The sequence below is a fragment of the Acinetobacter sp. YH16053 genome (assembly GCF_013417035.1).
GTDB classification, from domain to species: Bacteria; Pseudomonadota; Gammaproteobacteria; order Pseudomonadales; family Moraxellaceae; genus Acinetobacter; species Acinetobacter towneri.
On sequence record NZ_VPEP01000011.1, the window covers coordinates 45,816 to 70,761 of the forward strand.

Here is a 24,946-nt window from a genome sequence, read left to right on the forward strand (position 1 = left end):
TCGCTATATTAGACCTAGCGCAACATAGTGAAAGTATAAGCGATCATGCTGTTGAAATCTGAGATTCATCTTATCAAAAACTTAAGTACACTGCTGTTATTTGGCTGTTTATATTCATCTTTCTCTTATGCACAAGGGATTGATTGTAGATCTACACCCAATAAAAAGTTGGCGCAGGTGTGCACAGAAAATTTCTCAGAATTGCGTGAAAAATTAAGTGATCAACATTTAACAGCTTATTTGATGAGTGATGCGCCTATTCGCTTGTTAGAAGATACTCAGCAATTGTGGATCCAACGCTTACAGCAATGCAAAAGCTTAAATTGTTATACTCAGCAATTTGATTTTAGAATTGATCAACTGAATTTTTTCACTTCAATGAATCAAAGCATGACTCAACATTATTTAAAATATGAAAATGGTCAATTTGCTGCACAACCCGTACATTTACAAATTCATCAACTCAATAAAAACAGCATTAAAATTGAAGGTATTGCTTATCGCAATCCAAATAACCGCCTTGAAAGCCAAAGTATTGCCTTTTTAGCTTATACAACACCTGATCAAAAAAACAAAATCATCGACAATGAGCACGATTGCAGTTATGAGTTTAATTATTCTAAAGCAATCTTAAAAATTCAAACCAAACAAAAAGGTTGTGAACGCTTTGCGGGCATCTATCGTTTATACGATTAATGCTGAACAATAGATTGTATTAGACAGATTAAATGAGCAACCACAACACAATTGGCAAAGTTAATGCGGCGAATACGGTTTGCAAGCTAATAATTGAAGCCATTAAACGACTATCTCCCCCTAAAACTTGTGTAAGTACATAAGCTGCCGATGCAGTAGGTAAAGCAAAAAACAAGACTAAAATTTGCGACTCCAACACTGGAACATTTAAGCTCTGACAAATTAGCCAAGCCAAAGCAGGCATAAATAACAAACGCCCGAACACATTCAATGCCAATGCGAATACATCTCGTTGCAAGCCATTAAATTGTAATGCTGCGCCCACACACATTAATCCCAAAGGCAAACTGCATAACGCTATTTGACGAATAAAATGCGCTGCACCTTCCCACAAGCTCAAACCTGATAAATTAAATAGACCGCCAACAATACACCCTAAAATTAATGGATTTTTCATTAATGACCATAGGATTTGCTTTGCCTGTAAAGTCTTAGTATCGCTTAAAGCCAGCACAGATAAAACATTCACCAATGGAATGCAGAACACCAAAATAATCGCAAACAGCGCCATGCCCTGCACCTGAAACAATGCTGCGACCAAAGCCAAACCGATATACGTATTGAAACGTACCATGCTTTGCATATACACCCCAAAACGGACTGCGGGTGTTTTGAAATAGCCGCGCAAGGCATATAACAGACAACTTACTAAAGCCACAATAATCCCTACGACCGACAAAATCTGTGCGATTGATTTCGCTTCAATGTTTGCTGTAGCGAGGTTTAAAAACAACATGCTAGGAAACAAAATATAGTAATTTAACTTTTCTGCACCCTTCCAAAATGGCTCATCCAACATACGTGATTGCTTAAGCAGATAACCCATTGCAATTAAGGCAATCAAAGGGAAAAGTGCAATAAAAATTAAATGGGTCATGGGGTGCTCTGTGTTACTGTTATGCTGTTCTTTTTAAATTATTGCTTAATAAATAAAGTAAATTTACTGGATATTATAAGGATTGTTTTGTGTTTATCCTAATTGCTTAGGCTTTTTAAAACCACAAAAAGAGAAAAAGATGATAATAGCAAAACTCACCTACATCATCTTTCAGATGGATTCTGTATTAACGATGAGTATGGATAGACATCACAATCCCCATACTCGCCAACATGGAAATAACAGCCGTTCCACCATAACTCATCAGCGGCAATGGGTCACCCGTTACAGGTAAAATACCACTCACCATCCCTGAGTTTAGAAATACAAAGAAAAAGAAAGTCAGACCAACCGTGCCTGCATACAAACGTCCAAAATTATGGAAACAATTCATCCCAATCATCAAACAACGTAAAATAATGGCAGCAAACAAACTGAACAGTAAAAATACGCCAATAAAACCAAATTCTTCGGCATAGGTCGACATAATAAAGTCAGTATGATGTTCAGGCAGATAACCCAAATGTGATTGCGTTCCTTCTAAATAACCTTTACCTGTAAAGCCGCCTGAACCAATGGCAATTTTAGATTGAATAATATTCCAGCCTGCCCCCAAGGCATCCGACTCTGGGTCAAATAAGGTTAGTACCCTTTTCTTTTGGTACTCCTGCAAAAAGAACATCCAAAGCAATGGTGCTGCGAGCGCCAATGCAGTGATTGCTCCTAAGATTAATCGCCATGACATGCCACTTAAAAATAGCGCAAAGACACCGGGAATAATCAAACCAATGTTTAAATCGGGTTGCAATGCCACCAAGACAAAAGGAATCATCATAATCACTAAAGCGACAATGATATGGATCAATTTAGGCGGGAAAGCACGACGCGAAAAATACCACGCCATCATCAATGGCATGGCAAATTTCATAAATTCACTGGGTTGCATACTGCCAATACCCGGCAAGCTGATCCAGCGTTTTGCCCCCATACGGGTTTCACCAATGACCAAAACCAAAGCCAGCATGATGACTGCAAAGATATAAAAATATGGACTGGCAGCTTGATATACCTTAGGCGGAATTTGCGCCAAAATAATCATGGCGATAAAACCAATGCCAAAACTGGTTGCTTGACGCAGCACCATCCCCATATCTTGCGCGGTGGCACTATATACCACCATTAAACCCAGAATCGCATTTAAAATCAGAAAACACAGCAACCATGGATCTAAATGTAATTTAGTCCAGCGTGAGGAATCATTTTTAATGCTTCTACCATCACGTAATGAGTGACGTAAAAAACGATACTGCTGCGATGGATTCATGCGACTCAAAGGTATTTAAAATAGACAGGATGGACAATTATAGAAGCAAAGCGGCACAGAGTGAATCATTAAAGCTTAATCGTTGAAGATTCAAGTTTAACGCGGTGTTAATTACACTAGATTTTTATCATCCATGTTGTTGTGAGGCTAAAATTAAACGTGCCAGCTCTAAATCATCGGGATAGGTGATTTTAATATTATCCGAACGACCGTGCACAACATTTACAATTTGCCCTGCTGCTTCTAAAGCACTGGCCTCATCGGTAATCGTCAATTGCTGTTTTAATGCAGATTCAATGGCTGTTTTAAGCACATCAAGTTTAGCAATTTGCGGAGTTTGCGCTTGCCAAAGTTGGTCACGGCTTACCGTGGTTTCAATTTTTGTGCCTTGGCTTACCTTTTTTAAAGTATCACGCACTGGAATAGCCAAAATTGCACTTTGATCTGTTGCCAGTGCAGTCTGATACAACTGTTCAAGGCAAGCAGCTGTCACACAAGGACGCGCTGCATCATGCACCAAAACCCAGTCATCTACATGGGCGATTTCAGATAAATAATGCAGTGCATTTAAGACTGAATCCACTCGCTCTGCACCACCTACGCAAAAATGTGCTTTTTCTTTTTGTGCCAAGTTTAGGTTTTGCGCTACATCATCTGCTTGACCAATCGCCAAAACATAACCCGCTAAAGGCAAGTGATTTAAACGTGCGATGCTGTGCGCTAAGACTGTTTGATCTTGAATATACTGATATTGTTTAAGTTCAGTTCTAGAAAAACGACTACCAGAACCCGCTGCGGGAATAACCGCCCAAAGTTTAGGGTGTCGGGGCGGTTGCTGCTGCAAGTTGTTGTGATTCATTGGTGCGTAAATCTACTGTGGAATTCGGTTGAATATAAATTGGTTTATATTGTGTGCTGATGGTGCTCATTTGCACAAAGGTTTCATGTGGCTTAATTAAGCCTAAATCTAAACGGGCATGCTCTTCAATGGCTTCTACCCCATTTTTTAAATCATAAACTTCTGCTGCAAGTACACGATTGCGCTCCTTCAGCTCTGTATTTAATTCTATTTGTTGTTGGATTTTTTCTGTCAGTGCAGCATGGTCACGATAACCACCTTCACCAAACCAGTGTAAATATTGAAACCCTGCGATCAAAAAGATCGCAAGGCCCAACAATGCTTTACTCGCTTTGGAGTCAAATACATTTAATAATGACATCTACTGATTTCGCTTAGTTCAAACCTTTGAACTCAGCTTTACCGCGATATGCAGCATTCGTCAATTCTTCAATACGAAGTAATTGGTTATATTTTGCTACACGGTCAGAACGGCACAGTGAACCAGTCTTGATTTGACCTGCTGCTGTACCTACTGCAAGATCCGCAATTGTAGAATCTTCAGTTTCACCTGAACGGTGTGAAATAACAGTTGTGTAACCATTGGCTTTCGCAAGGTAAATTGCATCAAGCGTTTCAGTCAAAGTACCAATTTGGTTGTACTTGATCAGGATTGAGTTACCTACTTTTTCATCGATACCGCGTTGTAAGATTTTCGGGTTAGTAACGAACAAGTCATCACCGACCAATTGAATCTTGTCACCTAAGATCGAAGTGAGGTAAGACCAACCTTCCCAATCAGACTCATCTAAACCATCTTCAATTGAGATAATTGGATATTGATTTACAAGACCAGCTAAATAGTCAGAGAATTGGTTGCTTGTGAATGCTTTGTTGCCTTCACCTGCAAGAATGTACTGACCATTTTTGTAGAATTCTGAAGATGCACAGTCAAGCGCCAACATGATGTCAGAACCCGCTTTGTAGCCAGTCTTCTCAATAGCTTCAAGAATAACTGTGATTGCTTCTTCGTTAGAACGTAAGTTTGGCGCAAAACCACCTTCATCACCCACTGCTGTGTTTAAACCTTTTTGATTCAATACAGATTTTAATGAGTGGAAAATTTCTGCACCAGCACGTAATGCTTCAGAGAATGAAGTAAAGCCCACTGGCTCAATCATGAACTCTTGAATATCAACGTTGTTGTCTGCGTGTGAACCACCATTTAAGATGTTCATCATTGGTACAGGCATGGTTAAAATGCTGTTGTTACGAAGGTCTGCGATGTATTGGAAAAGAGGAATTTTCTTTTCATCAGCAGCAGCGCGCGCAGCAGCCAAAGACACGGCTAAAGTTGCGTTAGCACCTAATTTTTCTTTGTTTTCAGTACCATCAAGCGCAATCATGGTGTTGTCGATGTCTTTTTGTTCAAACACAGACTTACCAAGTAAAGCATCACGAATTAAAGTATTGACGTTATTTACCGCAGTTTTAACGCCTTTACCCAAGTAACGTGCTTTATCGCCATCACGAAGTTCTAGAGCTTCACGAGAACCAGTTGAAGCACCTGATGGTGCACATGCACGGCCAACTACGCCAGATGCTAAGATTACGTCTGCTTCGATGGTTGGGTTACCACGAGAGTCCAAAATTTCACGTGCACGAATGTCAACGATTTGGCTCATGAACAATTCCTCAGTTGATTAATAACGTGATGCTTTAGGCATCAATGAGTCTATAATTTAATATGGATCTAATTTAGTGTGTATCTAGCTTTTGGAAACCTTTTACCAAGGTATCCAATTCTTTAAGCTGTGCCAAGAACGGCTCAAGTTGTGATAGACGCAATGCACATGGGCCATCACACTTTGCCTGCTCTGGTTCAGGATGTGCTTCTAGGAATAAACCTGCCAAGCCAGTTGCCATACCTGCACGTGCCAAGGTGGTAATTTGTGCACGACGACCACCTGCCGAATCTGCACGACCACCCGGAGTTTGCAAAGCATGGGTTACATCAAAGAACACAGGTACATTCATTTCTTTCATGATGTCAAAGCCCAGCATATCGACAACCAAGTTGTTGTAACCAAATGCTGAACCACGCTCACAAAGAATCAATTTGTCATTCCCTGCTTCTAAACACTTATGCAAAATATGACGCATTTCGTGCGGCGCAAGGAATTGTGCTTTTTTGATGTTGATAATGGCTTGAGTTTTTGCCATCGCTTCAACCAAATCGGTTTGGCGACTTAAAAACGCAGGAAGCTGAATAATATCTGCCACTTCTGCCACAGGCGCAGCCTGATACGGCTCATGCACATCGGTAATAATTGGCACATTAAAATGCTTTTTAATGTCAGCCAGCCATTCAATGCCTTTTTCTAAACCGGGACCACGAAATGAGTTCAGGCTAGAACGGTTGGCTTTGTCAAAACTGGCTTTGAATACATACGGGATATTTAAGCGTGTGCAAATATCCACATAAGTTTCAGCAATTTCAAATGCAAGGTCTTTAGACTCAAGTACATTCATGCCGCCAAACAATACAAATGGCAAATGATTCGCCATTTGTATATCACCCAAACGTACAATTTCTTGTGGTTTTAATTGTGACATTTCAACTTCCTAGTTTATCCCTAAAGCCATCTTATTTGGTTTTTTGATGCTGTTGTTTTGCCGCACCGATAAAGCCAGCAAACAATGGATGTCCATCACGTGGCGAGCTGGTAAATTCTGGGTGGAATTGTACCGCAATAAACCAAGGATGTTGCGGAATTTCAACAGTTTCAACCAAGTGCTGAATTGGTGAATAACCCGAAATTTTAAGACCTGCTTCTTCAAGCACAGGAATATAACGGTTATTCATTTCATAGCGATGGCGATGGCGCTCTACAATTTCTGCAGAACCATACACTTCACGAGTTTTGGTACCTTCAACCAATTCAGATTTTTGTGCACCTAAACGCATAGTGCCGCCCAAGTCAGAATCGACAGAACGCTGTTGAACTTCGCCGCGCTCATCTAACCATTCAGTAATCAAACCAATAAGTGGCGACTTAGTCGAACGGTTAAACTCTGTTGAACTTGCATCGGCAATACCTGCCACATTACGTGCATATTCAATCACAGCCAATTGCATACCCAAACAGATTCCCAAGAATGGGACACCGTTTTCACGTGCATATTTGATGGCTTGCATTTTACCTTCGGTACCGCGCTCACCAAAGCCGCCCGGAACTAAAATTGCATCGGCATCTTTAAGTACAGTATTAACGTCTTGGCTTTCAAGGTCTTCTGCATTGACATAGTCAATTTCAACTTTGACGCGGTTTTGAATACCCGCATGCAATAATGCTTCGTTTACAGATTTATAGGCATCTGGCAGTTCAACATATTTACCCACCATCGCCACACGAACGCTGTATTCAGGGTTCAATAATGCATCAACTACGTTATCCCAATCAGATAAATCTGCTTCTGGAAGATCATTGAAGCCAAAACGCTCACAAATTAAATCATCAACGTCTTGTTCATAGAATGTACGCGGAATTTGGTAGATGGTTTTGGCATCTTTACATACCACAACCGCACGTGCTTCTACGTTGGTAAATAACGCAATTTTACGGGTAGTGTCAGCATCAACATCATGTTCAGTGCGGCAGATGAGAATATCTGGCTGAATACCGATAGATAACAATTCTTTAACTGAGTGTTGAGTTGGCTTGGTTTTTAACTCTGCTGCAGATTTGATATATGGCAATAAAGTTAAGTGCATGAGCATAGTACGCTTATGCCCTAATTCCACCATCAATTGACGTACAGATTCCATGAATGGGAGAGATTCAATGTCGCCTACTGTACCGCCAATTTCTACGATTGCGACATCGTAGCCTTCGCCAGCGCGAAGTACACGTTCTTTAATATTATCGGTAATGTGTGGAATCACCTGAACAGTACCGCCCAAGTAATCACCACGGCGCTCTTTGTTTAGAACGTCTTGATACACGCGACCAGATGTAAAGTTATTTAACTTGGTCATTTTCGCACGACGCAAGAAACGTTCGTAATAACCCAAATCTAAGTCAGTTTCGGCACCATCCTCTGTGACAAAAACTTCACCATGTTGGAAAGGACTCATTGTCCCTGGATCGACATTAATGTATGGATCCATTTTGACCATGGTTACTTTTAAACCACGGGCTTCTAAAAGTGCAGCAACTGAAGCAGCTGAAATACCTTTACCTAGTGATGAAACTACACCACCAGTCACGAAAATAAAATGGGTCATTGGGTTTCTCGTACAATCGAGCCTAAATCGGCCTGCAATGTTGCGCAATTTTACTTTACTCTGCACCAATAAAGCAAACTCATTCCGCATCAATTCATAGAACAATAAACAATTGGTTATTCTATCAGCATTTCCTATAAAAAATTAGAACTTCTTGAGAGGATTTTCATCTGTCATTTTATTGCTATAATACGTCCGTCTATCCGATCTTTTATTTTGTGCAATTATGAATAAGAAACTTTTAATTTGTGGTGCAATTGCAACGGCATTGTTATTAACTGCATGTGTAAAAAAAGAACAGCCAAAGCAAGATGAGCAAGAACAAGTAGAGGTTCAAACTGAACAAACTACTGAAACTGCTCAATTTGAACCACTAGAACCTGTTGAAAACATTCAAGATGCTGAACCAGAAGCGCCTGCACAGGTAGAAGTGGAGCGCACTGAAACAGTGAACACCACAACTGAAATCCGTCGTGAAACACCTGCACAACCTGCTGCTGCACCTGCGCCTGCGCCGAAAGCGGCAGCTCCTGTAGCAGAAGATAAACCAACTCAAGCACGTCCAAGCAATAACACAGGTGCTCAATCTGAAGATGATGCTGTTGCCGCTGCGATTGCTGCTGCAACCCCAGCACTTGAGAACTAAGTGCTCACTTAAAACTAAGCTTTAAGTTAAAGTCAGTTTTAAGGTGTAAGTTCTTATCTTAGATTTGAATTGACGTTAAAAAACCCAGTCATTGTGTACTGGGTTTTTTATTCATTTGGATGAGTCTTCGCTGAGATAACTCGTGAATACATTTGCAATACAGCTACCTATTTCTATATAGGTTTGTGCGCTTCACTTTAACTTGCCTGCAGCAACTGCGATTGCACTTTAAAATAATTAGAAATTAAACGCGATGCCCAAGATTTAGTAAAACCGACACCTTCATAAAAACCACAATGACTGCCTTTACGGGTCGTCACTACCATAATATTTGGCATTTTCCGTATGGTTTCTTTATAAGGGTCAAAGTTTTTGATGTGGCACACTGGGTCATCTTCTGCATTTAAAACCATAAGCGGAATTTTGACATTCTCAAACACATAAATTGGGTTAATGGCTTGTGTGTAGCTGTCATAATCTTCAAAACCCGCCAATTCAAAATACGCCTTTTCAAACTCTGCCAATGTAGTCGCACTTAACACTTGCGATAAAGATTTTACGTTTTGCCAAATGTCCTGATGGGGCTGAATAAAAAACTGGAATAATTTTTTGGTCATCACTTTACTGTAAAAAGGATGCACATGCTGAAAGCCTAGTTCAGTGTTATATCCTGGGCACAGTGCAAACGCGGCTTTAATTGGGGTTTGCTCGCCTTCTTCGCCCAAATAGCGCACCAATAATCCTGTCCCTGCGGAAGAACCAACAGCATATAATTCAGATTGTGGAAATTGTTGCTGAATAAACACTATTTGTTCACGCAAATCATGCGTCGAACCAAACAGATTCATTTGTGGTACAGGCATAGGTAAATTGCCATGCCCACGACGTAAACATAAGGCAATACGCCACTGTGTCTGCTGATGTAAATCGCGCACCAACTCACGCATACTTTCCAAAGAACCTGTAATGGTATGCATTAAAACAATTGTGGGAGTATCTGCAGGTAAGTCATAACCCACCCAAGCAACTGCGGTGATACCGCCATCTTGCATAGTGAGTTGATCAACCCGATCATACTGCTGACGAATGGTTTTCTTTTTAATTAAATCAAAATATAAAAGATGCGCATGTGTATTGGACAGCCACGGTGTTGGACGGTATTTTTCTTTGAGCTGTGGTAAATAATCCAATACCCGACGGATTTCTCCATGTGGATGATAATACAACGTCGGTAAATCTGCGCCTGTGACCTGATCTAAAACCGCTTGTGTAATTTTCGCTATTTTTTGTAATGTAGACATCATTTTACTCCCAAGCAATACATGCACTTTCAAGCATGCCAACCCGAAACCGATTTCTATAAAACAACTTCATTGCCATACACACGCGGTATTTTATTTTTCGGTTGGCATAAAGGCAGCCATACGTTGTCCCATTTGCACAGCCAATGCCTCTAAACCACTTTTCGGGCGAATCATCACTTCAAAGTCCACAATTTGTCCTTGTGTATTGAATTGAATCATATCAATTCCTTTAAGTTTTTTATCTCCCACATTGGCGGAAAATTCAAGTACAACATTGCAACCATCTTCAGTATAAAACTCACGGTGATAAGTAAAGTTTTCAAAGACCTGAATTACATTGGTCAAAATAAAAAATACCACTTGTTTACCCGCATAAGGTTGGTACGCTACAGGTGAACGAAACACCACATCATCTGCCAGCAATTCACTCAAAATAGACATATCATGGTTTTGCAGCATTGTATGCCAACGCTGTACCGCTAATTTTGTTGTTTCCAAAGTCATGTTAAGTTCCTTTTTTTTGTTTTGATATTTCATTTCTATGCAGAGTCCCTGAGTGAGACTGAAGCACTGCTGCACTGGGCAGAAGCGATTATTAACTCTCTCCCCAGCCCCCTCCCAAAGGAGAGGGAGAAGGAATTACATTAAATTTTCGCTGCCAATTCAGCACCCTGACGAATTGCACGTTTGGCATCTAACTCGCCTGCTTCTTTCGCCCCACCAATTAAATGCACATTTTTGCCTGCTGCCTGTAATTGCTCATACATGGCGGTGTAAGACTCTTGCCCTGCACAAATCACCACATGATCAACTTCGAGCACTGTACTTTGACCATTGACGGTGATGTGCAAGCCTTGATCATCAATCAGGTCATAACTTGCCCCTGCAATCATTTTAACGTCACGGTTTTTTAAACCTGTACGATGAATCCAGCCTGTTGTTTTACCCAAGCCAGCACCCACGGATGATGCTTTACGTTGCAATAAATAAATTTCACGTGGCGATTCTTCAACTTTTGCTGCTTTTAAACCACCGACATGCGCATAATTGGTATCAATTCCCCATTCATCGTAGAATTTTTCAGGATTTAGACTACCACTTTCACCTTCATGGCTTAAATATTCTGCAGTATCAAAACCAATACCACCAGCGCCAATAATCGCAACACGTTGACCTACAGGCTTACGCTCTTTTAATACCTCAATATAGCTCAGCACTTTAGGGTGATTAATACCTGCGATATCCAATTGACGCGGGGTTACACCTGTTGCCACAACCACATCATCGAAGTCAGCATTGAGCAATTGTTCAAAACTAGCCGTATGATTCAATACCAATTTAATATTCGGTTGCAGCTCAATTTGGCGTTTGAAATAGCGCAAAGTTTCGTAAAACTCTTCTTTACCAGGAATGGTTTTAGCAATATTAAACTGCCCACCAATTTGATTCGATGCTTCAAAAATCGTCACCTGATGCCCACGTTCTGCAGCATAGGTTGCAAAGCTCAAACCTGCAGGCCCTGCACCAATCACCGCAATTTTTTTAGTCTGTGTTGCTTCTTTAAAAATGAGTTCTGTTTCATGGCAAGCACGTGGATTGACCAAACATGAAGCAATCTTCATTGAGAAAATATGGTCTAAACAAGCTTGGTTACAACCAATACATGTGTTGATTTCATCACTGCGACCTTGCTCTGCTTTTTGCACAAAGAAAGCATCTGCCAACATTGGACGTGCCATCGATACCATATCGGCATGTCCTGCAGCCAAAACATGCTCAGCCATTTCAGGGGTGTTAATACGGTTTGAAGTGATCAGTGGCACTTTAACCAAACCTTTTAATTTCTCTGTCACCCATGTAAAAGCTGCGCGAGGGACTTTGGTAGCAATGGTTGGGATACGTGCTTCATGCCAGCCAATCCCTGTATTGATAATGGTTGCACCTGCTTTTTCAATCGCTTGTGCTAATTGCACCACTTCTTCAAAACTCGAACCGCCTTCGACTAAATCCAACATCGACAAGCGGTAAATAATAATAAAGTTTTCACCCACTTCTGCACGGGTACGTTTAACAATTTCAATTGGGAAACGAATACGGTTTTCATAACTGCCGCCCCATTCATCATCACGATGGTTGGTACGCGCAACAATAAACTCATTAATTAAATAGCCTTCCGAACCCATGATTTCGACACCATCATAGCCTGCGTATTGTGCCAATTTGGCACAATTCACAAAGTCGGCAATGGTTTGCTGTACTTCTGCCGATGTTAGTGCATGTGGTTTACTTGGGTTAATCGGTGCCTGAATTGCTGACGGTGCGACAATATCGGGCTGATAGGAATAACGTCCCGTATGTAAAATCTGTAAAGCAATTTTGCCGCCTGCATCATGCACAGCCTGAGTCACCACTTTATGTTTTTCTGCTTCTTGACGAGTATCAAGTTTATTGCCGCCCGCAAAGGTTAAGCCTGCATCATTCGGTGAAATACCACCTGTTACAATCAGCCCAACGCCACCTTTGGCACGCTCTGCATAAAAAGCCGCCATACGTTCGTATCCACCCGGTGCTTCTTCTAGTCCAACGTGCATTGAACCCATTAAGACCCGATTTTTTAAAGTGGTAAAGCCTAAATCTAAAGGCGCAAGTAAATGTGGATAGTCAGACATAGAATCTCCCTGCTGGCAAAAATGCTGGCTGTTTTATGCTTAATGCAACTTGTTGCATACTTTTATATTCTAGATTTAATTTTTATGCAACATGTTGCATAATTAAAGCTGAAAAAAATAAAGTTGCTCTGTTTATGTCGCTCGCTCACGTTTTATTGACCAGTTTAATTGAAAAACCCAGTAACGGTATTGAATTGGCACGCCGTTTTGACCGCTCTATGGGCTTTTTCTGGAATGCGACCCATCAACAAATTTATCGCGAACTAAATACCATGCTGAAAAAAGGTTGGATTTCAACCTTAGAAGATGAAGATTCTAGCAGTCGTAGCAAAACCTATCAGGTAGAAGCTTTGGGGCGGCATGAACTGGCAAACTGGATGGTCGAGCAAAGCCCGCCTGCACAATTACGCGAAGAACTTATGGTACGTTTACGTGCCGAAGCCCAACTTGGCGGCAACAGCGTCTTACCCGAACTAGAACGACATTTGCTGCTTCACAAAGCCAAGTTGCACACCTATCAACAGATTTTTGCCAAAGACTTTAGCCAAGCACCTGCGAACAACCGTACCCTGTATATTCATAAAATGATTTTGCAGCTAGGGATAGATCAGGAAATTGGCTGGATTGAATGGCTAGAAAATGTGATTCCTGAACTGAAAAAGTTTGATGCCGAAGCCTCATCTTAAAAGTATATTTTTAAGTAATAGCAACCACATCAATGTGAAATCAGGGTTGCTCACCATACAGAAATGATCAGGCTATGCTATAAAGAATAACGCATCTTTAATTACAACCATGCAAGGAAATGCTGATGCCTTTTTACCGCATGCCCGATGGCGAAGCTCTATTTGTACGTGAATTTGGTCAAGGTGAGCCTGTGGTTGTGCTTTCAGGTTTAGGCATGCACAGTTGGCAATGGTTGCCATTTCTGTATCAACATAAAAAGCAGTATCGTTTTATTATTCCAGACTGGCGTGGTTTTGGGGGTTCAAACCTGTGTGCCGTTCCAGAACTGGATGCTATTTCGAGCCATTGGCAAGATTTAAACAGTCTGCTTCAACAACAGAACCTGCAACAATTTAAACTGATTGGCTATTCCATGGGGGCAACCACTGCCATGCATGGCATGCAATATGGACAATTGGCTGCGCATTTAAGCAGTTATTTACAAATTGACCAAGCACCAAAAATTGGGGTAGATGAAAACTGGCCTTATGGCTTATTTGGCAATCAACATCAACAATTTAAACAGTTATTGATTCATCTGTCCGAGTTTTTACATGATCACGCGCAATATACTGATATTCAACAAATGGATGTGTTGCAGCGTAAAAACTTAGTCGAACTTTGGCTAGAATTTATAGAATTACAAGCCAGCAATAAAATCAGTCCGTTTTTATTTAAACTGGCCGTCAAACGTCCTGTTTTACAACGCTATATTTTACCTACACAGCGTTTAGATTATTTACGCTGGTATATCGACAATTATTTACACCATCAGGAAGATTATCGTGAGGCTTTAACTCAACTAGGTTGTCCGACAGTCTTTTTTACAGGCGCACAATCGACCTTGTATGCGGCAGAAGGACAACGTCAAGTGGTAGAAGCTATGCCGAATGCGAAACAAGTCATATTTCACCAATCTGGGCATACCCCTTTACTGACCGAACCGTTGAAATTTAATCAGGAAATTAGCCAATTTTTAAAACTAAACAGCTAAAGTAAAACGGTGGAAAATGTGGTTTGCAATATTTTCCACCGTAGCATCATTAGACCTAGATTTAGTTTAGATCTAGATTTAATTGGCAAAAGCCGCGATACCCGTTTGCGCACGACCTAAAATTAGCGCATGCACATCGTGCGTCCCTTCATAGGTATTCACGACTTCCAAATTGACCAGATGCCGCGCCACGCCATATTCATCACTGATACCATTCCCACCAAGCATATCGCGCGCCATACGAGCAATCTCTAAGGCCTTGCCACAGTTGTTGCGTTTAATCAGCGAAGTACCTTCGAGTGAAGCAATACCCTCATCTTTCATACGACCAAAACGTAAAGCAATTTGTAAACCCAGCGCGATTTCGGTTTGCATATCGGCAAGTTTCTTTTGAATGAGCTGATTGGCCGCCAAAGGACGTCCGAACTGAATCCGATCCATCGTATATTGATGCGCAGTATGCCAACAAAACTCAGCCGCACCCATAGCACCCCAAGCAATGCCATAACGTGCACTATTTAAACAAGTGAACGGCCCTTTTAAACCACGCACTTCAGGTAACATATTTTCTTCAGGCACAAAAACATTGTCCATGACAATTTCACCTGTGATTGAAGCGCGTAAACCAACCTTGCCTTGAATGATTGGTGCAGAAAGTCCATCCCAACCTTTTTCTAAAATAAAACCGCGAATATCACCCACTTGCCCATCTGCTGAAACTTCTTTTGCCCACACCACAAATACATCGGCAATTGGACTATTGGTAATCCACATTTTCGCACCGTGTAAACGATAACCGCCTGCAACTTTATGTGCTCTGCTGTTCATACTGCCAGGGTCGGAGCCAAAATCAGGTTCAGTCAGACCAAAACATCCGACCCATTCACCCGAAGCGAGTTTGGGTAAATATTTTTGTTTTTGTGCTTCACTGCCAAACTCATAAATTGGCACCATCACCAATGAACTTTGCACACTTGCCATTGAACGATAACCTGAATCGACCCGTTCAATTTCACGTGAAATTAGCCCATAACTCACATAATTTAAACCTGCACCGCCATATTGTTCAGGTATGGTTGAGCCTAACAAACCAAGCTCACCCATTTCACGGAAGATGCTGCGATCTACCGTTTCATGTCTAAACTGATCACGTACCCGCGGCAGTAATTTTTCCTGACAATAAGCATAGGCACTATCACGAATCATACGTTCGGTTTCAGTCAATTGCTGTTCAAGCAAAAAAGGATCTTTCCAATCAAATTTCACTTTTTCACTGTGAGTTGCAGGCGTGTGATTTGGCGATGGATTGTGTTGTGACATGGCATCCTCTGCACATTATTATAGGTTCTGGTTCATCAATATTTGATTTTGTAGCGTCATACTACTTTACTTTATGTTCTATCATTAAAATGAAATAACAAGCAATAAAAAGTGAACTTTTATTCAATTATTCAGCAAAGTTATAGACAGCACTAAACTTTCACATATTGAGATACTTAAAATTCTGAAAAAATGAGCTGTAGATTTGTGTTTCTATTTTCGGCACTTATACTCAAATCTAACCATCCATCAAGAGAATAAAACATGCGTAAATTAGTGGTTTTTTCGGGTGCAGGTATGAGCGCAGAAAGTGGAATCAACACCTTTAGAGATGGTGATGGCTTATGGGAAAAACATCGCGTGGAGGATGTCGCAAGTCCTGAAGCATGGGCAAGGAATCCTGAATTAGTCCAACGCTTTTATAATGAACGTCGTAAAAACAATCTTAATGCGCAGCCTAACTTGGCGCATCGCTTAATTGCTGAACTTGAAGATGATTTTGATGTACAAGTGATCACCCAAAATATTGATGATTTGCATGAACGTGCAGGCAGTTCAGAAGTTTTGCATTTACACGGCAATATTCGTTTAGCCAAAAGCTCAGGGCCTCATGCACAATACACGACAGAATTTTTTCCAATTGAAGGTGACTCGCTGAACTTGCAACAGGATCTTTGCCCACAAGGCTATCCTTTACGTCCGCATGTGGTCTGGTTTGGCGAAGCAGTTCCTGCCTATGAAGAAGCACTGGATTTGATTCAAGATGCCGATATTTTTATTGTGATTGGTACAAGTTTGGTGGTGTACCCTGTTGCTGGATTAGTACACGAAATTCCTGCAAATTGTCAGGCTTATTATATTGACCCAAAAGCCATGCAAGCCCAACTTCCTGCTCAATTTCAACGGATTTCCAAAACTGCCACTGAGGGCATGCAGCAATTGTTCGATCAATTACATCAAGTTTAAAGTAATTACAGTATCTAAATTTTTCCACTTGTAAGATGTCATCAACATGCTTAGGCTATTTTGACATCTTGCAGGATTGCATCATTTTCATAATAGTTTTAGGTATCTCTTTAAAACTTTGTTACCATCGCTCTTTCTCTGTGTTTGTGATGTTTACTGCATATGACCTCATCTTATCAGCAACAACTTGATGCAAAAGTTGCCCGTATTTCTGCCCAATTTGCCGAATATAACCCGCCTGCCTTGCAAGTATTTGCCTCACCAGAACACAACTACCGTATGCGGGCAGAGTTCCGAATTTGGCATATTGAAGATGATCTGTTTTATGCCATGTTTGAACGCAGTGAAGATAAGCAGAAAAAAGTTATTCGTGTAGATGAGTTTCCGATTGCAGACCGCAGCATTAACTTATTAATGCCAAAGCTGTTAGCCGCCCTGAAAGCCGATCCCGTATTATCGGCTCGTTTATTTGAAGTGCATTTTTTAGCGACTTTAAGTGGCGAAATGTTGGTTTCACTGCTTTATCACCGCAAACTTGAATCTGATTGGGAGCCTGCAGCCCAAGCTTTGAGCAAAGCATTAAACATTAAACTGATTGGACGCAGCCGTGGGCAAAAATTCGTGCTATCCGATGAGTATGTAGTTGAACAATTACAGGTTTTTGAGCGCACTTATACCTATAAGCAAATTGAAAGCAGCTTTACCCAGCCAAACGCGCAAGTTTGCCAAAAAATGCTGGAATGGGCATGTACGGTTGCCGAACATTCTGAGCAAGATTTATTAGAACTTTATTGTGGTAATGGTAACTTTACCCTGCCGCTATCGACTCGTTTCCGTCGTGTACTTGCCACAGAACTGGCTAAATCTTCGGTATATGCAGCGCAGTGGAATATTGAACAAAACCAGATTGAGAATATTCAAGTGGCACGCTTATCGGCTGAAGAGTTTACTCAAGCCTATAACGGTGAGCGTGAATTCCGCCGCTTGCAAGAAGCGAACATTGATCTTGCAAGTTATGATTTTGATACGGTCTTTGTCGATCCGCCACGCGCAGGAATTGACGATGACACCTTAAAACTCCTACAGCGTTTTAAGCGTATTATTTATATTTCGTGCAACCCAGACACATTGCATGACAATTTAAAAACCTTGTGTCAAAGCCATAAAGTGACGCAATTTGCACTGTTTGATCAATTCCCATACACCCATCATGTTGAGTCGGGTGTTTTACTGGAAAAGATTTAAACAATTTGTTGCATTATTCTTCAATATTTACAAGTTCTCCTTTTTAGCACTTGTAAATATTATGATGTAAATGAATCAGTTAAAGCATTACAAGCCCTTTAACTGTCATAATTTCGTTAAAAAAATGCAATATCATCGAAAATTCTGCAACTCGATTGCTGCTTTTATCACTTAGGTCGACTTGATTTATTTTTTATATTGGCTATATTTCGATCTATGTTAGGTTGTGAATGAAGGCTCTATGAGTTTTTGGCAAAAGTTGTTCTCTACAGAACAGCAAAACGAGCATAAAAATCAAATTGCTTGTGTTGAAAATGATTGCTCTTGCAAGACAAATGAACAACTTCTCGAAGCTTTAACCAAAGCCACAGATGAAGATGTCATTATCGGGATTAAGAAGGTTCTCGCTTCGCGAGGTTATAGCCGCAAAGAGTTAAATGAACTCCAGCATCTACCATTCCAGTAATGGAATATGATAAAAAAGGCATTTAGTTGAACTAAGTGCCTTTTTTAATTGCTTCAAATATATTGGCACTTAAAACAATAAATTTTATAAATCTTAATACGTGCTTGAGCTTGCACAAAAACGCTAATCTTTTCAAACGCAGTCAATCATATCTTCATAATCATGCGCTAATATTTCTACACATAATCATCACACCAATAAATTCGAATTATTCAAACAGAGAAAATGACAATGAAAAAAACTAGCCTTAGCTGTCTTGCCCTACTCAGCCTAAGTTTAACAGCCTGTAGCCCAATGCCGAAAGAATGTGCCGAAACTTGGGAGAAAATGGAAAGTTTTGCTAAAAACATGGGTATTTCAGATGAGCAACTTAAACAACAAAAAAAGCAATTTGAAAATGAAGTCAAACAAATGAAAAGCGAAGAAGCAGTCAAAATCTGCAGGATGCAAGGCACAGCCTTAGGTTTTATTGGACAATAAATTCAGTCAAGCCAAAACCAAATTCCAATGTTAGGGTTTACAGCCTTGATGATCTATATAAGCTAAAATTGGACCTAAATTGCGATGTGGATGAGTATGACGTTGTAATTGCGGAATATACGCTGTAGAAATCGAACCATCTAAATACAAGGCATTTGGCGTTTGCAGCTCATCTTTAAAAAAGGTGGCAAATTGATGAAAATTCACAGGTGTATTGCTTATGACAAAATACAAACGCTGGTTTTTAAGACCTACCCCATTTCTAATTTTGTACGACTGACTGTCTGCAAGAAAACGTGAATTTAACTGATTGTTGATAACCAACATAGGCCCCGATTGGGTAGCATAATAACTTGCTGCAAAGTTTTGATCTGCATATTGCTGGGTCGTACCCAAGAAAATTTGCTGCCGATTCCAAGCCAATACACCATTTGGCTGAATCAAAAAATTCCCCCAACCTTGCTGCTGCCTGTTTAATTTCTGAATTTGTTGCCCTTGCTCAATATACAGCCCCACAGGGCGATAATTATGATGAAACATACCTGCATTCATCGCAAATTGTAATTTCTCACAAGATGCTAAAGCCTGTTGCAGCTGTGAGATTTGCTTAAACGGTTTTACATTTAGATCATTCAGATATAAGCGCAAATGCTGCAAACGACTAATCTCAACGACATCTACATCAATATGCGCATCTTTTACAGTCCATGCACGTATCCCTGCTTGCACCACAGTACTAAGCAGCAGACTACTCAGTATCATGCAGTAAAATATATTTTTCATTCTACTAGCTCCTGCCATCGCTATGTTACAAATTGTGCATATATCTGAATGGGTTATCGCATATTTACCTCAGACACAGTACACTATAAACCCTCTTCTTATTTCTTTACTCATGTTACTTTATTGGTCAAGCGTACGATGCTCAAGCAGAAAACACGATTTCCTTTAGGGGCACATTTAATTGTGAAACACTTCGGCTATAGCCATCATGGTATCTATGCCGGGCGTGGTCGCGTGATTCACTATTCGGGTTTTGCACATCTTTTTAAAAAACACCCGATTGAAATGACCAGTATTGAAAAGTTTAGTCACGGCAAAAATATTATTGTGCAGTCGTATCATGCGCCCAAGTATAAAGGCCGCAAAGTGGTACGCCGTATGCGCTCCAGAATGCATGAAAACAATTATCATCTGATTATGAATAACTGTGAACATTTATGCACTTGGGCAATTACAGGTGTGGAAAGCAGCCCGCAAGTATTTAAGATGATGGATCGTTTAACCACCATTGGTTATGTCAGTTCATTGATGAGTTATATGAACAGTATGATGCTGACCCTGACCACCACTTGCTTTGCTTTAGTGCTCTATATTAAGAAGAAACTACGCGATAAAGCCAAAATGCAGTTACCGCAAATCCTGATGAAGCAGGAACAGCATAAAAACCGCTAATCGCAGTCATTTTAGCGACACTGTATATCTCACAAAATATTCTATAAACCTCAAATAGATAAAACCAAAAGCCCAACCTGAATTGATCAAGTTGGGCTTTCAAGTTGCAAGCTAAAACTTAAATAAGGTGTTACTTGCCAGGTTTAAAGCTGTCTTTTAAGTCTAAAATACGGTTAAACACTGGTTTTTCCTCACTGTGATCATACTGATCTGCAACAAAATAACCTTCTCGTTCAAATTGGAAACGATCTTCAGGTTGTGCTTTTGCCAATGCAGGTTCAACAATGGCTTGTACCACCGTCAATGATTCAGGGTTTAGATTCGCCAAGAAATCATCGCCCACTTCTGGGTCAGATTCGGTAAATAAGCGATCATATAAGCGAACTTCTGCCGCAACGCCTTTACTTGCAGAGACCCAGTGAATCACGCCTTTTACTTTACGACCTTCTGGGTTTTTGCCCAAAGTTTCAGGGTCAATTGAACATTTCAGCTCAATGACTTCGCCGTTAGCATCTTTAATCACTTCATCACACTTGATTACATAAGCATGACGTAAACGTACTTCTCCTTCAGGCACTAAACGCTTAAAGCCTTTAGGCGGCACTTCTTCAAAGTCTTTACGGTCAATGTAAATTTCAGAAGTCAGCGGAATGATACGTTCACCCATATCTACATTTGGATGACGTGCATGGACCAAATCTAATGCTTCTGGCAAGTTAGTCAAAGTCACTTTAAGTGGATTTAACACCGCCATACCACGTGCTGCAGTATTTTCCAATGACTGACGGATGCAATATTCAAGCATTGCAACATCCACAATACCATCCGACTTAGACACACCTACACGCTTACAGAAATCACGCAAACCTTCTGGTGTAAAGCCACGACGACGCATACCTACCACTGTTGGCATACGTGGGTCATCCCAACCATTCACAAAACCGCCTTCAACCAATTTACGCAATTTACGCTTAGATGTGATGGTGTAATCAATATTCAAACGGCTAGATTCATACTGACGCGGCACAGCCTCGGATTTCACCTTTTCCACCACCCAATCATAGAATGGACGATGGTCTTGGAATTCTAAAGTACATAGTGAATGAGTAATGCCTTCAATGGCATCTGATAATGGATGCGCATAATCATACATTGGGTACATTTTCCATTTATCGCCCGTTTGGTGATGCGATGAATGTAAAACACGATACAAAATCGGATCACGCATGTGTACGTTTGGTGAAGCCATATCAATTTTGGCACGGAGTACTGCCTGACCTTCGCCTAATTCACCATTGCGCATTTTTTCAAATAAAGCCAAGTTTTCGGCTACTGGCGTATCACGATATGGCGAATTTTTACCCGGCTCTACAAAAGAACCACGATTGAGCTTAATCTCATCAGGGGTTTGCAAATCGACATAAGCATCGCCTTGTTCGATCAGCTGAATTGCCCATGTATATAATTGATCGAAATAGCTTGATGCATAGCGTGGTTCGCCATTCCACTCAAAACCCAGCCATTTCACGTCATTGGCAATACCATCAACATATTCTTGTTCTTCTGCATCTGGGTTGGTGTCATCAAAACGTAAGTTACACACCCCTTGATATTCTTGTGCGATGCCAAAGTTCAAGCAAATTGCTTTCACGTGACCAATATGCAAATAACCATTCGGCTCAGGTGGAAAACGTGTCACCACCTGCTGAGTGCGACCCGCCGCAATATCATCGGTAATGACTTGACGTATAAAGTCCAAGCCCGGCTGTTGTTCTTGCTGCACAGCATCGACAGAGGCATTTGAACTTGGTGTCGGGGTGTTTGGCAGAGATGCAACAACATCATTTGGCTTCATAGCAATAAAATCACTTCTAAAATAAAATTGGATAAACTAGGTTACAGAAACTTCAGTAGTGAAGCATACATCACCCATTAGAACGCTTTTCCTTGTTTTTAACAAAGAAAATAACGTTTTTACTTGCCTTGTAGTTTACAGTTTGCTTATGCTTCTCTCAACCAAAAAACCCATGGCATTCGTGTCCATGTTTAGGAGATTACACAATGAGTTTTCCTCAAGTCGAATTAAACACCAATAAAGGTCGTATTGTTTTAGAATTGAACGCTGAAAAAGCACCAATTACAGTTGCTAACTTCTTAGAATACGTTCGTGATGGTTTTTATGACGGCGTAATTTTCCACCGTGTTATTGATGGTTTCATGATCCAAGGCGGTGGCATGGATGAAAACTTCAAAGAAAAAACAACACGTGATGCGATTGAAAACGAAGCTGACAACGGCTTAAGCAACGATGTTGGTACAATTGCAATGGCTCGTACCCAAGCACCTCACTCTGCTTCTGCACAGTTCTTCATTAACGTAAAAAATAACTCTTTCTTGAACCACACAGGCAAAACTGCACAAGGTTGGGGTTATGCCGTGTTTGGTAAAGTTGTTGAAGGTATGGACGTTGTAGATGCTATTAAAGGCGTGCGTACTGGCAACCGTGGTTATCACGCAGATGTTCCACTAGAAAATGTGGTGATTGAATCTGCAAAAATCATTGCTGAATAAGAATCTTACCCGACCTCGCTTACGCACATCATTTTAAAGTACTGCTTTAAAATTCGTTTAGGGAGGAGAAATCCCTCTTTTAAAAGAGGGATTTCGGGAGATTCCAAGGAATAATTCGTGACCTATCTGTTTATCGCAGATTTACACTTGTCACCAAATCACCCTCGACTTGTTCGGGGGTTTTTAGATTTGCTAGACGCTTATCAAAATAAAAACACCCAACTGTATATTTTAGGCGACTGGTTTAATGCATGGATTGGCGATGATTACACCGCAGCGTGGCTCGATGAAGTTGTTGCACGTTTAAAGCAATTTAGCCAAGCAGGTAATCAAATTTACTTTATTGTCGGCAATCGTGATTTCGCTTTGGGTCAGAAATTTTTAGATCAGTTTTCAGGACAACTCCTGCCCGATGTGTACACGCTGCATATTGGTTCTCAACAGGTACGTTTAGAACATGGCGATGCACTGTGTACCGATGATGTGTCCTATCAAAAATTCCGTAAAATCATTCGCAATCCCATCATTTTAGGGATTTTAAAGAAAACACCTTTGGCTTTTCGGCAAAAACTTGCACAAGGTTTCCGCAAAAAAAGTCAGCAAGCCAATCAAGTCAAAAGTTATGACGTCATGGACGTAAATGCAGATGCTGTGTCACAAGCCTTGCAGCATGCAGATGTGTTAATTCATGGGCATACGCATCGTCCAAATATTCACAATGAACACGGCAAACCTAGAATTGTATTAGGCGATTGGCGCGCAGATGCTGCGCAAATTTTAGAAATTAATCCACAACAAAACAATATGGAATTAAAATTAAAGAAATGGAGTTACTAGGATAAAAGTTGACAACATTAACTTCTAAGACTTGCCAAATCCGTTTTTAATATATTAATATTTCAATAACTTAGTTTTAAAAATTTATAATATGAAATTCAACGTTCAAAAAATAAATGCTGTATTTTCCATTTTTATGCTATTAATATTTTTTGTAGCTGCTATTAATTTAGATGAACACTTATCGTCTTTTGTTCAAAAAAATTTCACTTTTCTATTGATCATTTTCTTATTTAGTATCTCACTCATGCTATATGATTTATTATCAATGATCAAAGCTAAGAAGGATCAGGAGTTTTCTTTTTCAAATAAAAATAAAGAATTAATCAATAAACTAACAAAGCTTTCTTATGAAGAGAAAAACATCTTATCTTTATTTATGAATGACAAAGTTCAAGAAAAAGCATTAAATCCAAATGATCAAGCAGTAGTTTGGCTAGAAACAATTAAATTTATTTTTAATACAGGTAAAACAGAAGGAAATAAAAAAATTTTTAGAATAGAACCCACTCTATCAAAACATCTTCTACAAAATCCAAATAGTTTATATTGAAGAAATACCCAATAAATATTGGACTTTTATATTTTAGTACCCGCCTTCAAACTGAATGACTTCGGCATCTGCTTTATATTTAGCCAACAACTCACGCAGCGAAGTCATCAACACACTGGTATCTACCCCAACTGCCACAAATTCTGTGCCTAAATCCAAATACTTTTGTGTCACTTCATGTTGGGTCGATAAAATCCCTGCTGCTTTGCCTGCTGCACGAATCCGTTGAATCGCATCGACCACAGCGGCTTGTACTTCTGGATGGTTCGGATTGCCTTCATAACCCATCGTGGCAGATAAATCCACCGCACCAATAAACACCCCATCAATCCCATCGACTTGTAAAATAGCATCCAGATTTTCTAAACCTGTGACCGATTCAATTTGAATGAGCAAACAAATATTTTCATGCGCTGTCGCGTAATAATTTGGAATACTGTTCCAGCGAGTTGCACGTGCTAAAGCTGCGCCTACGCCGCGAATACCTTCAGGTGGATAACGTACGGTAATCCCCCCTAAAAATCATTGAGTTTAAAAGTAGAAAATCGAATAACCTTGATTTAAGGAGATTTTCTATGAAAACATCTAAGTATTCAGACAGCTTGATCATGAGTATCTTGAAGCAAGCTGA

General features: G+C 40.3%; 25 protein-coding genes and 1 pseudogene. 12 read left to right on the forward strand and 14 right to left on the reverse strand.

The window, feature by feature from the left end; translation table 11 throughout:
* Nucleotides 1-45: 45 nt before the first annotated feature.
* Nucleotides 46-696 (forward strand): hypothetical protein, encoded by a 651-nt coding sequence (locus FTV43_RS09725; protein ID WP_004973366.1) that lies wholly within the window; start codon nt 46-48, stop codon nt 694-696.
* A gap of 28 nt (nt 697-724) precedes the next feature.
* On the opposite strand, the gene FTV43_RS09730 is transcribed toward FTV43_RS09725, so the two are convergent.
* The 7 genes from FTV43_RS09730 to FTV43_RS09760 form a co-directional block, all read right to left on the reverse strand.
* Nucleotides 725-1,633, reverse strand: coding sequence for an AEC family transporter (locus FTV43_RS09730; protein WP_154320714.1), 909 nt, complete (start codon nt 1,631-1,633; stop codon nt 725-727).
* Nucleotides 1,634-1,820: 187 nt separating this feature from the next.
* Nucleotides 1,821-2,957 (reverse strand): rod shape-determining protein RodA, encoded by a 1,137-nt coding sequence (gene rodA / locus FTV43_RS09735; RefSeq protein WP_154320713.1) that lies wholly within the window; start codon nt 2,955-2,957, stop codon nt 1,821-1,823.
* A 127-nt stretch (nt 2,958-3,084) separates the two neighbouring features.
* A complete protein-coding gene (gene ispD / locus FTV43_RS09740) occupies nt 3,085-3,816 on the reverse strand; it encodes a 2-C-methyl-D-erythritol 4-phosphate cytidylyltransferase (protein WP_179995380.1) in 732 nt (243 codons plus the stop codon).
* Complete coding sequence (locus FTV43_RS09745; RefSeq protein ID WP_004973349.1) at nt 3,773-4,177, reverse strand: septum formation initiator family protein; 405 nt, start codon at nt 4,175-4,177, stop codon at nt 3,773-3,775. Before FTV43_RS09745 ends, ispD begins: the two co-directional genes overlap by 44 nt.
* 13 nt (nt 4,178-4,190) lie before the next feature.
* Nucleotides 4,191-5,480 (reverse strand): phosphopyruvate hydratase, encoded by a 1,290-nt coding sequence (gene eno / locus FTV43_RS09750; RefSeq protein WP_004973347.1) that lies wholly within the window; start codon nt 5,478-5,480, stop codon nt 4,191-4,193.
* A gap of 73 nt (nt 5,481-5,553) precedes the next feature.
* The gene (gene kdsA / locus FTV43_RS09755; RefSeq protein WP_004973345.1) at nt 5,554-6,411 is read right to left on the reverse strand and encodes a 3-deoxy-8-phosphooctulonate synthase; all 858 of its coding nucleotides are present in this window, start codon (nt 6,409-6,411) and stop codon (nt 5,554-5,556) included.
* Between the two features lie 31 nt (nt 6,412-6,442).
* On the reverse strand, nt 6,443-8,083 hold the full coding sequence (locus FTV43_RS09760; protein ID WP_004973343.1) for a CTP synthase: 1,641 nt from the start codon (nt 8,081-8,083) through the stop codon (nt 6,443-6,445).
* 226 nt (nt 8,084-8,309) lie between these two features.
* Between FTV43_RS09760 and FTV43_RS09765 the strand changes: the two genes are divergently transcribed.
* Complete coding sequence (locus FTV43_RS09765; protein WP_096900861.1) at nt 8,310-8,729, forward strand: internalin; 420 nt, start codon at nt 8,310-8,312, stop codon at nt 8,727-8,729.
* Between the two features lie 197 nt (nt 8,730-8,926).
* Here the strand turns inward: FTV43_RS09765 and FTV43_RS09770 are convergent, their stop codons facing one another.
* The 3 genes from FTV43_RS09770 to FTV43_RS09780 form a co-directional block, all read right to left on the reverse strand.
* A complete protein-coding gene (locus tag FTV43_RS09770; protein WP_026438425.1) occupies nt 8,927-10,033 on the reverse strand; it encodes a YheT family hydrolase in 1,107 nt (368 codons plus the stop codon).
* 90 nt (nt 10,034-10,123) lie between these two features.
* Nucleotides 10,124-10,537, reverse strand: a complete 414-nt coding sequence (locus FTV43_RS09775) for a nuclear transport factor 2 family protein (RefSeq protein WP_004973337.1) — start codon at nt 10,535-10,537, stop codon at nt 10,124-10,126.
* Between the two features lie 140 nt (nt 10,538-10,677).
* On the reverse strand, nt 10,678-12,702 hold the full coding sequence (locus tag FTV43_RS09780) for an NADPH-dependent 2,4-dienoyl-CoA reductase (RefSeq protein ID WP_004973335.1): 2,025 nt from the start codon (nt 12,700-12,702) through the stop codon (nt 10,678-10,680).
* Nucleotides 12,703-12,836: 134 nt separating this feature from the next.
* Here FTV43_RS09780 and FTV43_RS09785 point away from each other — a divergent pair, with 134 nt between their 5' ends.
* Nucleotides 12,837-13,388 carry a PadR family transcriptional regulator gene (locus FTV43_RS09785; RefSeq protein WP_004973333.1) on the forward strand — a complete coding sequence of 184 codons (552 nt, stop codon included), beginning with the start codon at nt 12,837-12,839 and terminating at the stop codon, nt 13,386-13,388.
* 125 nt (nt 13,389-13,513) lie between these two features.
* Nucleotides 13,514-14,422, forward strand: coding sequence for an alpha/beta fold hydrolase (locus tag FTV43_RS09790; RefSeq protein WP_096900864.1), 909 nt, complete (start codon nt 13,514-13,516; stop codon nt 14,420-14,422).
* Between the two features lie 78 nt (nt 14,423-14,500).
* On the opposite strand, the gene FTV43_RS09795 is transcribed toward FTV43_RS09790, so the two are convergent.
* The gene (locus FTV43_RS09795) at nt 14,501-15,742 is read right to left on the reverse strand and encodes an acyl-CoA dehydrogenase (RefSeq protein ID WP_131260895.1); all 1,242 of its coding nucleotides are present in this window, start codon (nt 15,740-15,742) and stop codon (nt 14,501-14,503) included.
* Between the two features lie 264 nt (nt 15,743-16,006).
* On the opposite strand from FTV43_RS09795, the gene FTV43_RS09800 reads away from it, so the two are divergent.
* The 4 genes from FTV43_RS09800 to FTV43_RS09815 all read left to right on the forward strand — a co-directional run bounded on the left by FTV43_RS09800 (nt 16,007) and on the right by FTV43_RS09815 (nt 18,899).
* Nucleotides 16,007-16,708 (forward strand): NAD-dependent deacylase, encoded by a 702-nt coding sequence (locus tag FTV43_RS09800; RefSeq protein WP_179995381.1) that lies wholly within the window; start codon nt 16,007-16,009, stop codon nt 16,706-16,708.
* Between the two features lie 162 nt (nt 16,709-16,870).
* The gene (trmA, locus tag FTV43_RS09805; protein WP_179995382.1) at nt 16,871-17,953 is read left to right on the forward strand and encodes a tRNA (uridine(54)-C5)-methyltransferase TrmA; all 1,083 of its coding nucleotides are present in this window, start codon (nt 16,871-16,873) and stop codon (nt 17,951-17,953) included.
* A 241-nt stretch (nt 17,954-18,194) separates the two neighbouring features.
* Nucleotides 18,195-18,419, forward strand: coding sequence for a hypothetical protein (locus FTV43_RS09810; RefSeq protein WP_004973321.1), 225 nt, complete (start codon nt 18,195-18,197; stop codon nt 18,417-18,419).
* A gap of 231 nt (nt 18,420-18,650) precedes the next feature.
* Complete coding sequence (locus FTV43_RS09815) at nt 18,651-18,899, forward strand: hypothetical protein (protein ID WP_004973320.1); 249 nt, start codon at nt 18,651-18,653, stop codon at nt 18,897-18,899.
* 30 nt (nt 18,900-18,929) lie between these two features.
* Here the strand turns inward: FTV43_RS09815 and FTV43_RS09820 are convergent, their stop codons facing one another.
* Complete coding sequence (locus tag FTV43_RS09820) at nt 18,930-19,682, reverse strand: phosphodiester glycosidase family protein (RefSeq protein ID WP_179995383.1); 753 nt, start codon at nt 19,680-19,682, stop codon at nt 18,930-18,932.
* A 138-nt stretch (nt 19,683-19,820) separates the two neighbouring features.
* Here FTV43_RS09820 and FTV43_RS09825 point away from each other — a divergent pair, with 138 nt between their 5' ends.
* Entirely contained in the window at nt 19,821-20,354 is a 534-nt protein-coding gene (locus tag FTV43_RS09825) for a lecithin retinol acyltransferase family protein (RefSeq protein ID WP_096900868.1), read from the forward strand.
* A 130-nt stretch (nt 20,355-20,484) separates the two neighbouring features.
* On the opposite strand, the gene FTV43_RS09830 is transcribed toward FTV43_RS09825, so the two are convergent.
* Nucleotides 20,485-22,209: a glutamine--tRNA ligase/YqeY domain fusion protein gene (locus tag FTV43_RS09830; RefSeq protein WP_179995384.1), complete on the reverse strand. Its 1,725-nt coding sequence runs from the start codon at nt 22,207-22,209 to the stop codon at nt 20,485-20,487.
* Nucleotides 22,210-22,415: 206 nt separating this feature from the next.
* On the opposite strand from FTV43_RS09830, the gene FTV43_RS09835 reads away from it, so the two are divergent.
* The 3 genes from FTV43_RS09835 to FTV43_RS09845 all read left to right on the forward strand — a co-directional run bounded on the left by FTV43_RS09835 (nt 22,416) and on the right by FTV43_RS09845 (nt 24,315).
* Nucleotides 22,416-22,925, forward strand: a complete 510-nt coding sequence (locus tag FTV43_RS09835; RefSeq protein WP_179995385.1) for a peptidylprolyl isomerase — start codon at nt 22,416-22,418, stop codon at nt 22,923-22,925.
* A gap of 117 nt (nt 22,926-23,042) precedes the next feature.
* Entirely contained in the window at nt 23,043-23,762 is a 720-nt protein-coding gene (locus FTV43_RS09840) for a UDP-2,3-diacylglucosamine diphosphatase (protein WP_004973308.1), read from the forward strand.
* Between the two features lie 91 nt (nt 23,763-23,853).
* Nucleotides 23,854-24,315, forward strand: a complete 462-nt coding sequence (locus FTV43_RS09845; protein WP_004973307.1) for a super-infection exclusion protein B — start codon at nt 23,854-23,856, stop codon at nt 24,313-24,315.
* Nucleotides 24,316-24,348: 33 nt separating this feature from the next.
* Here FTV43_RS09845 and FTV43_RS09850 read toward each other — a convergent pair.
* Nucleotides 24,349-24,819, reverse strand: a pseudogene (locus FTV43_RS09850) (aldolase/citrate lyase family protein); the annotation flags it as partial.
* Between the last annotated feature and the right edge of the window lie 127 nt (nt 24,820-24,946).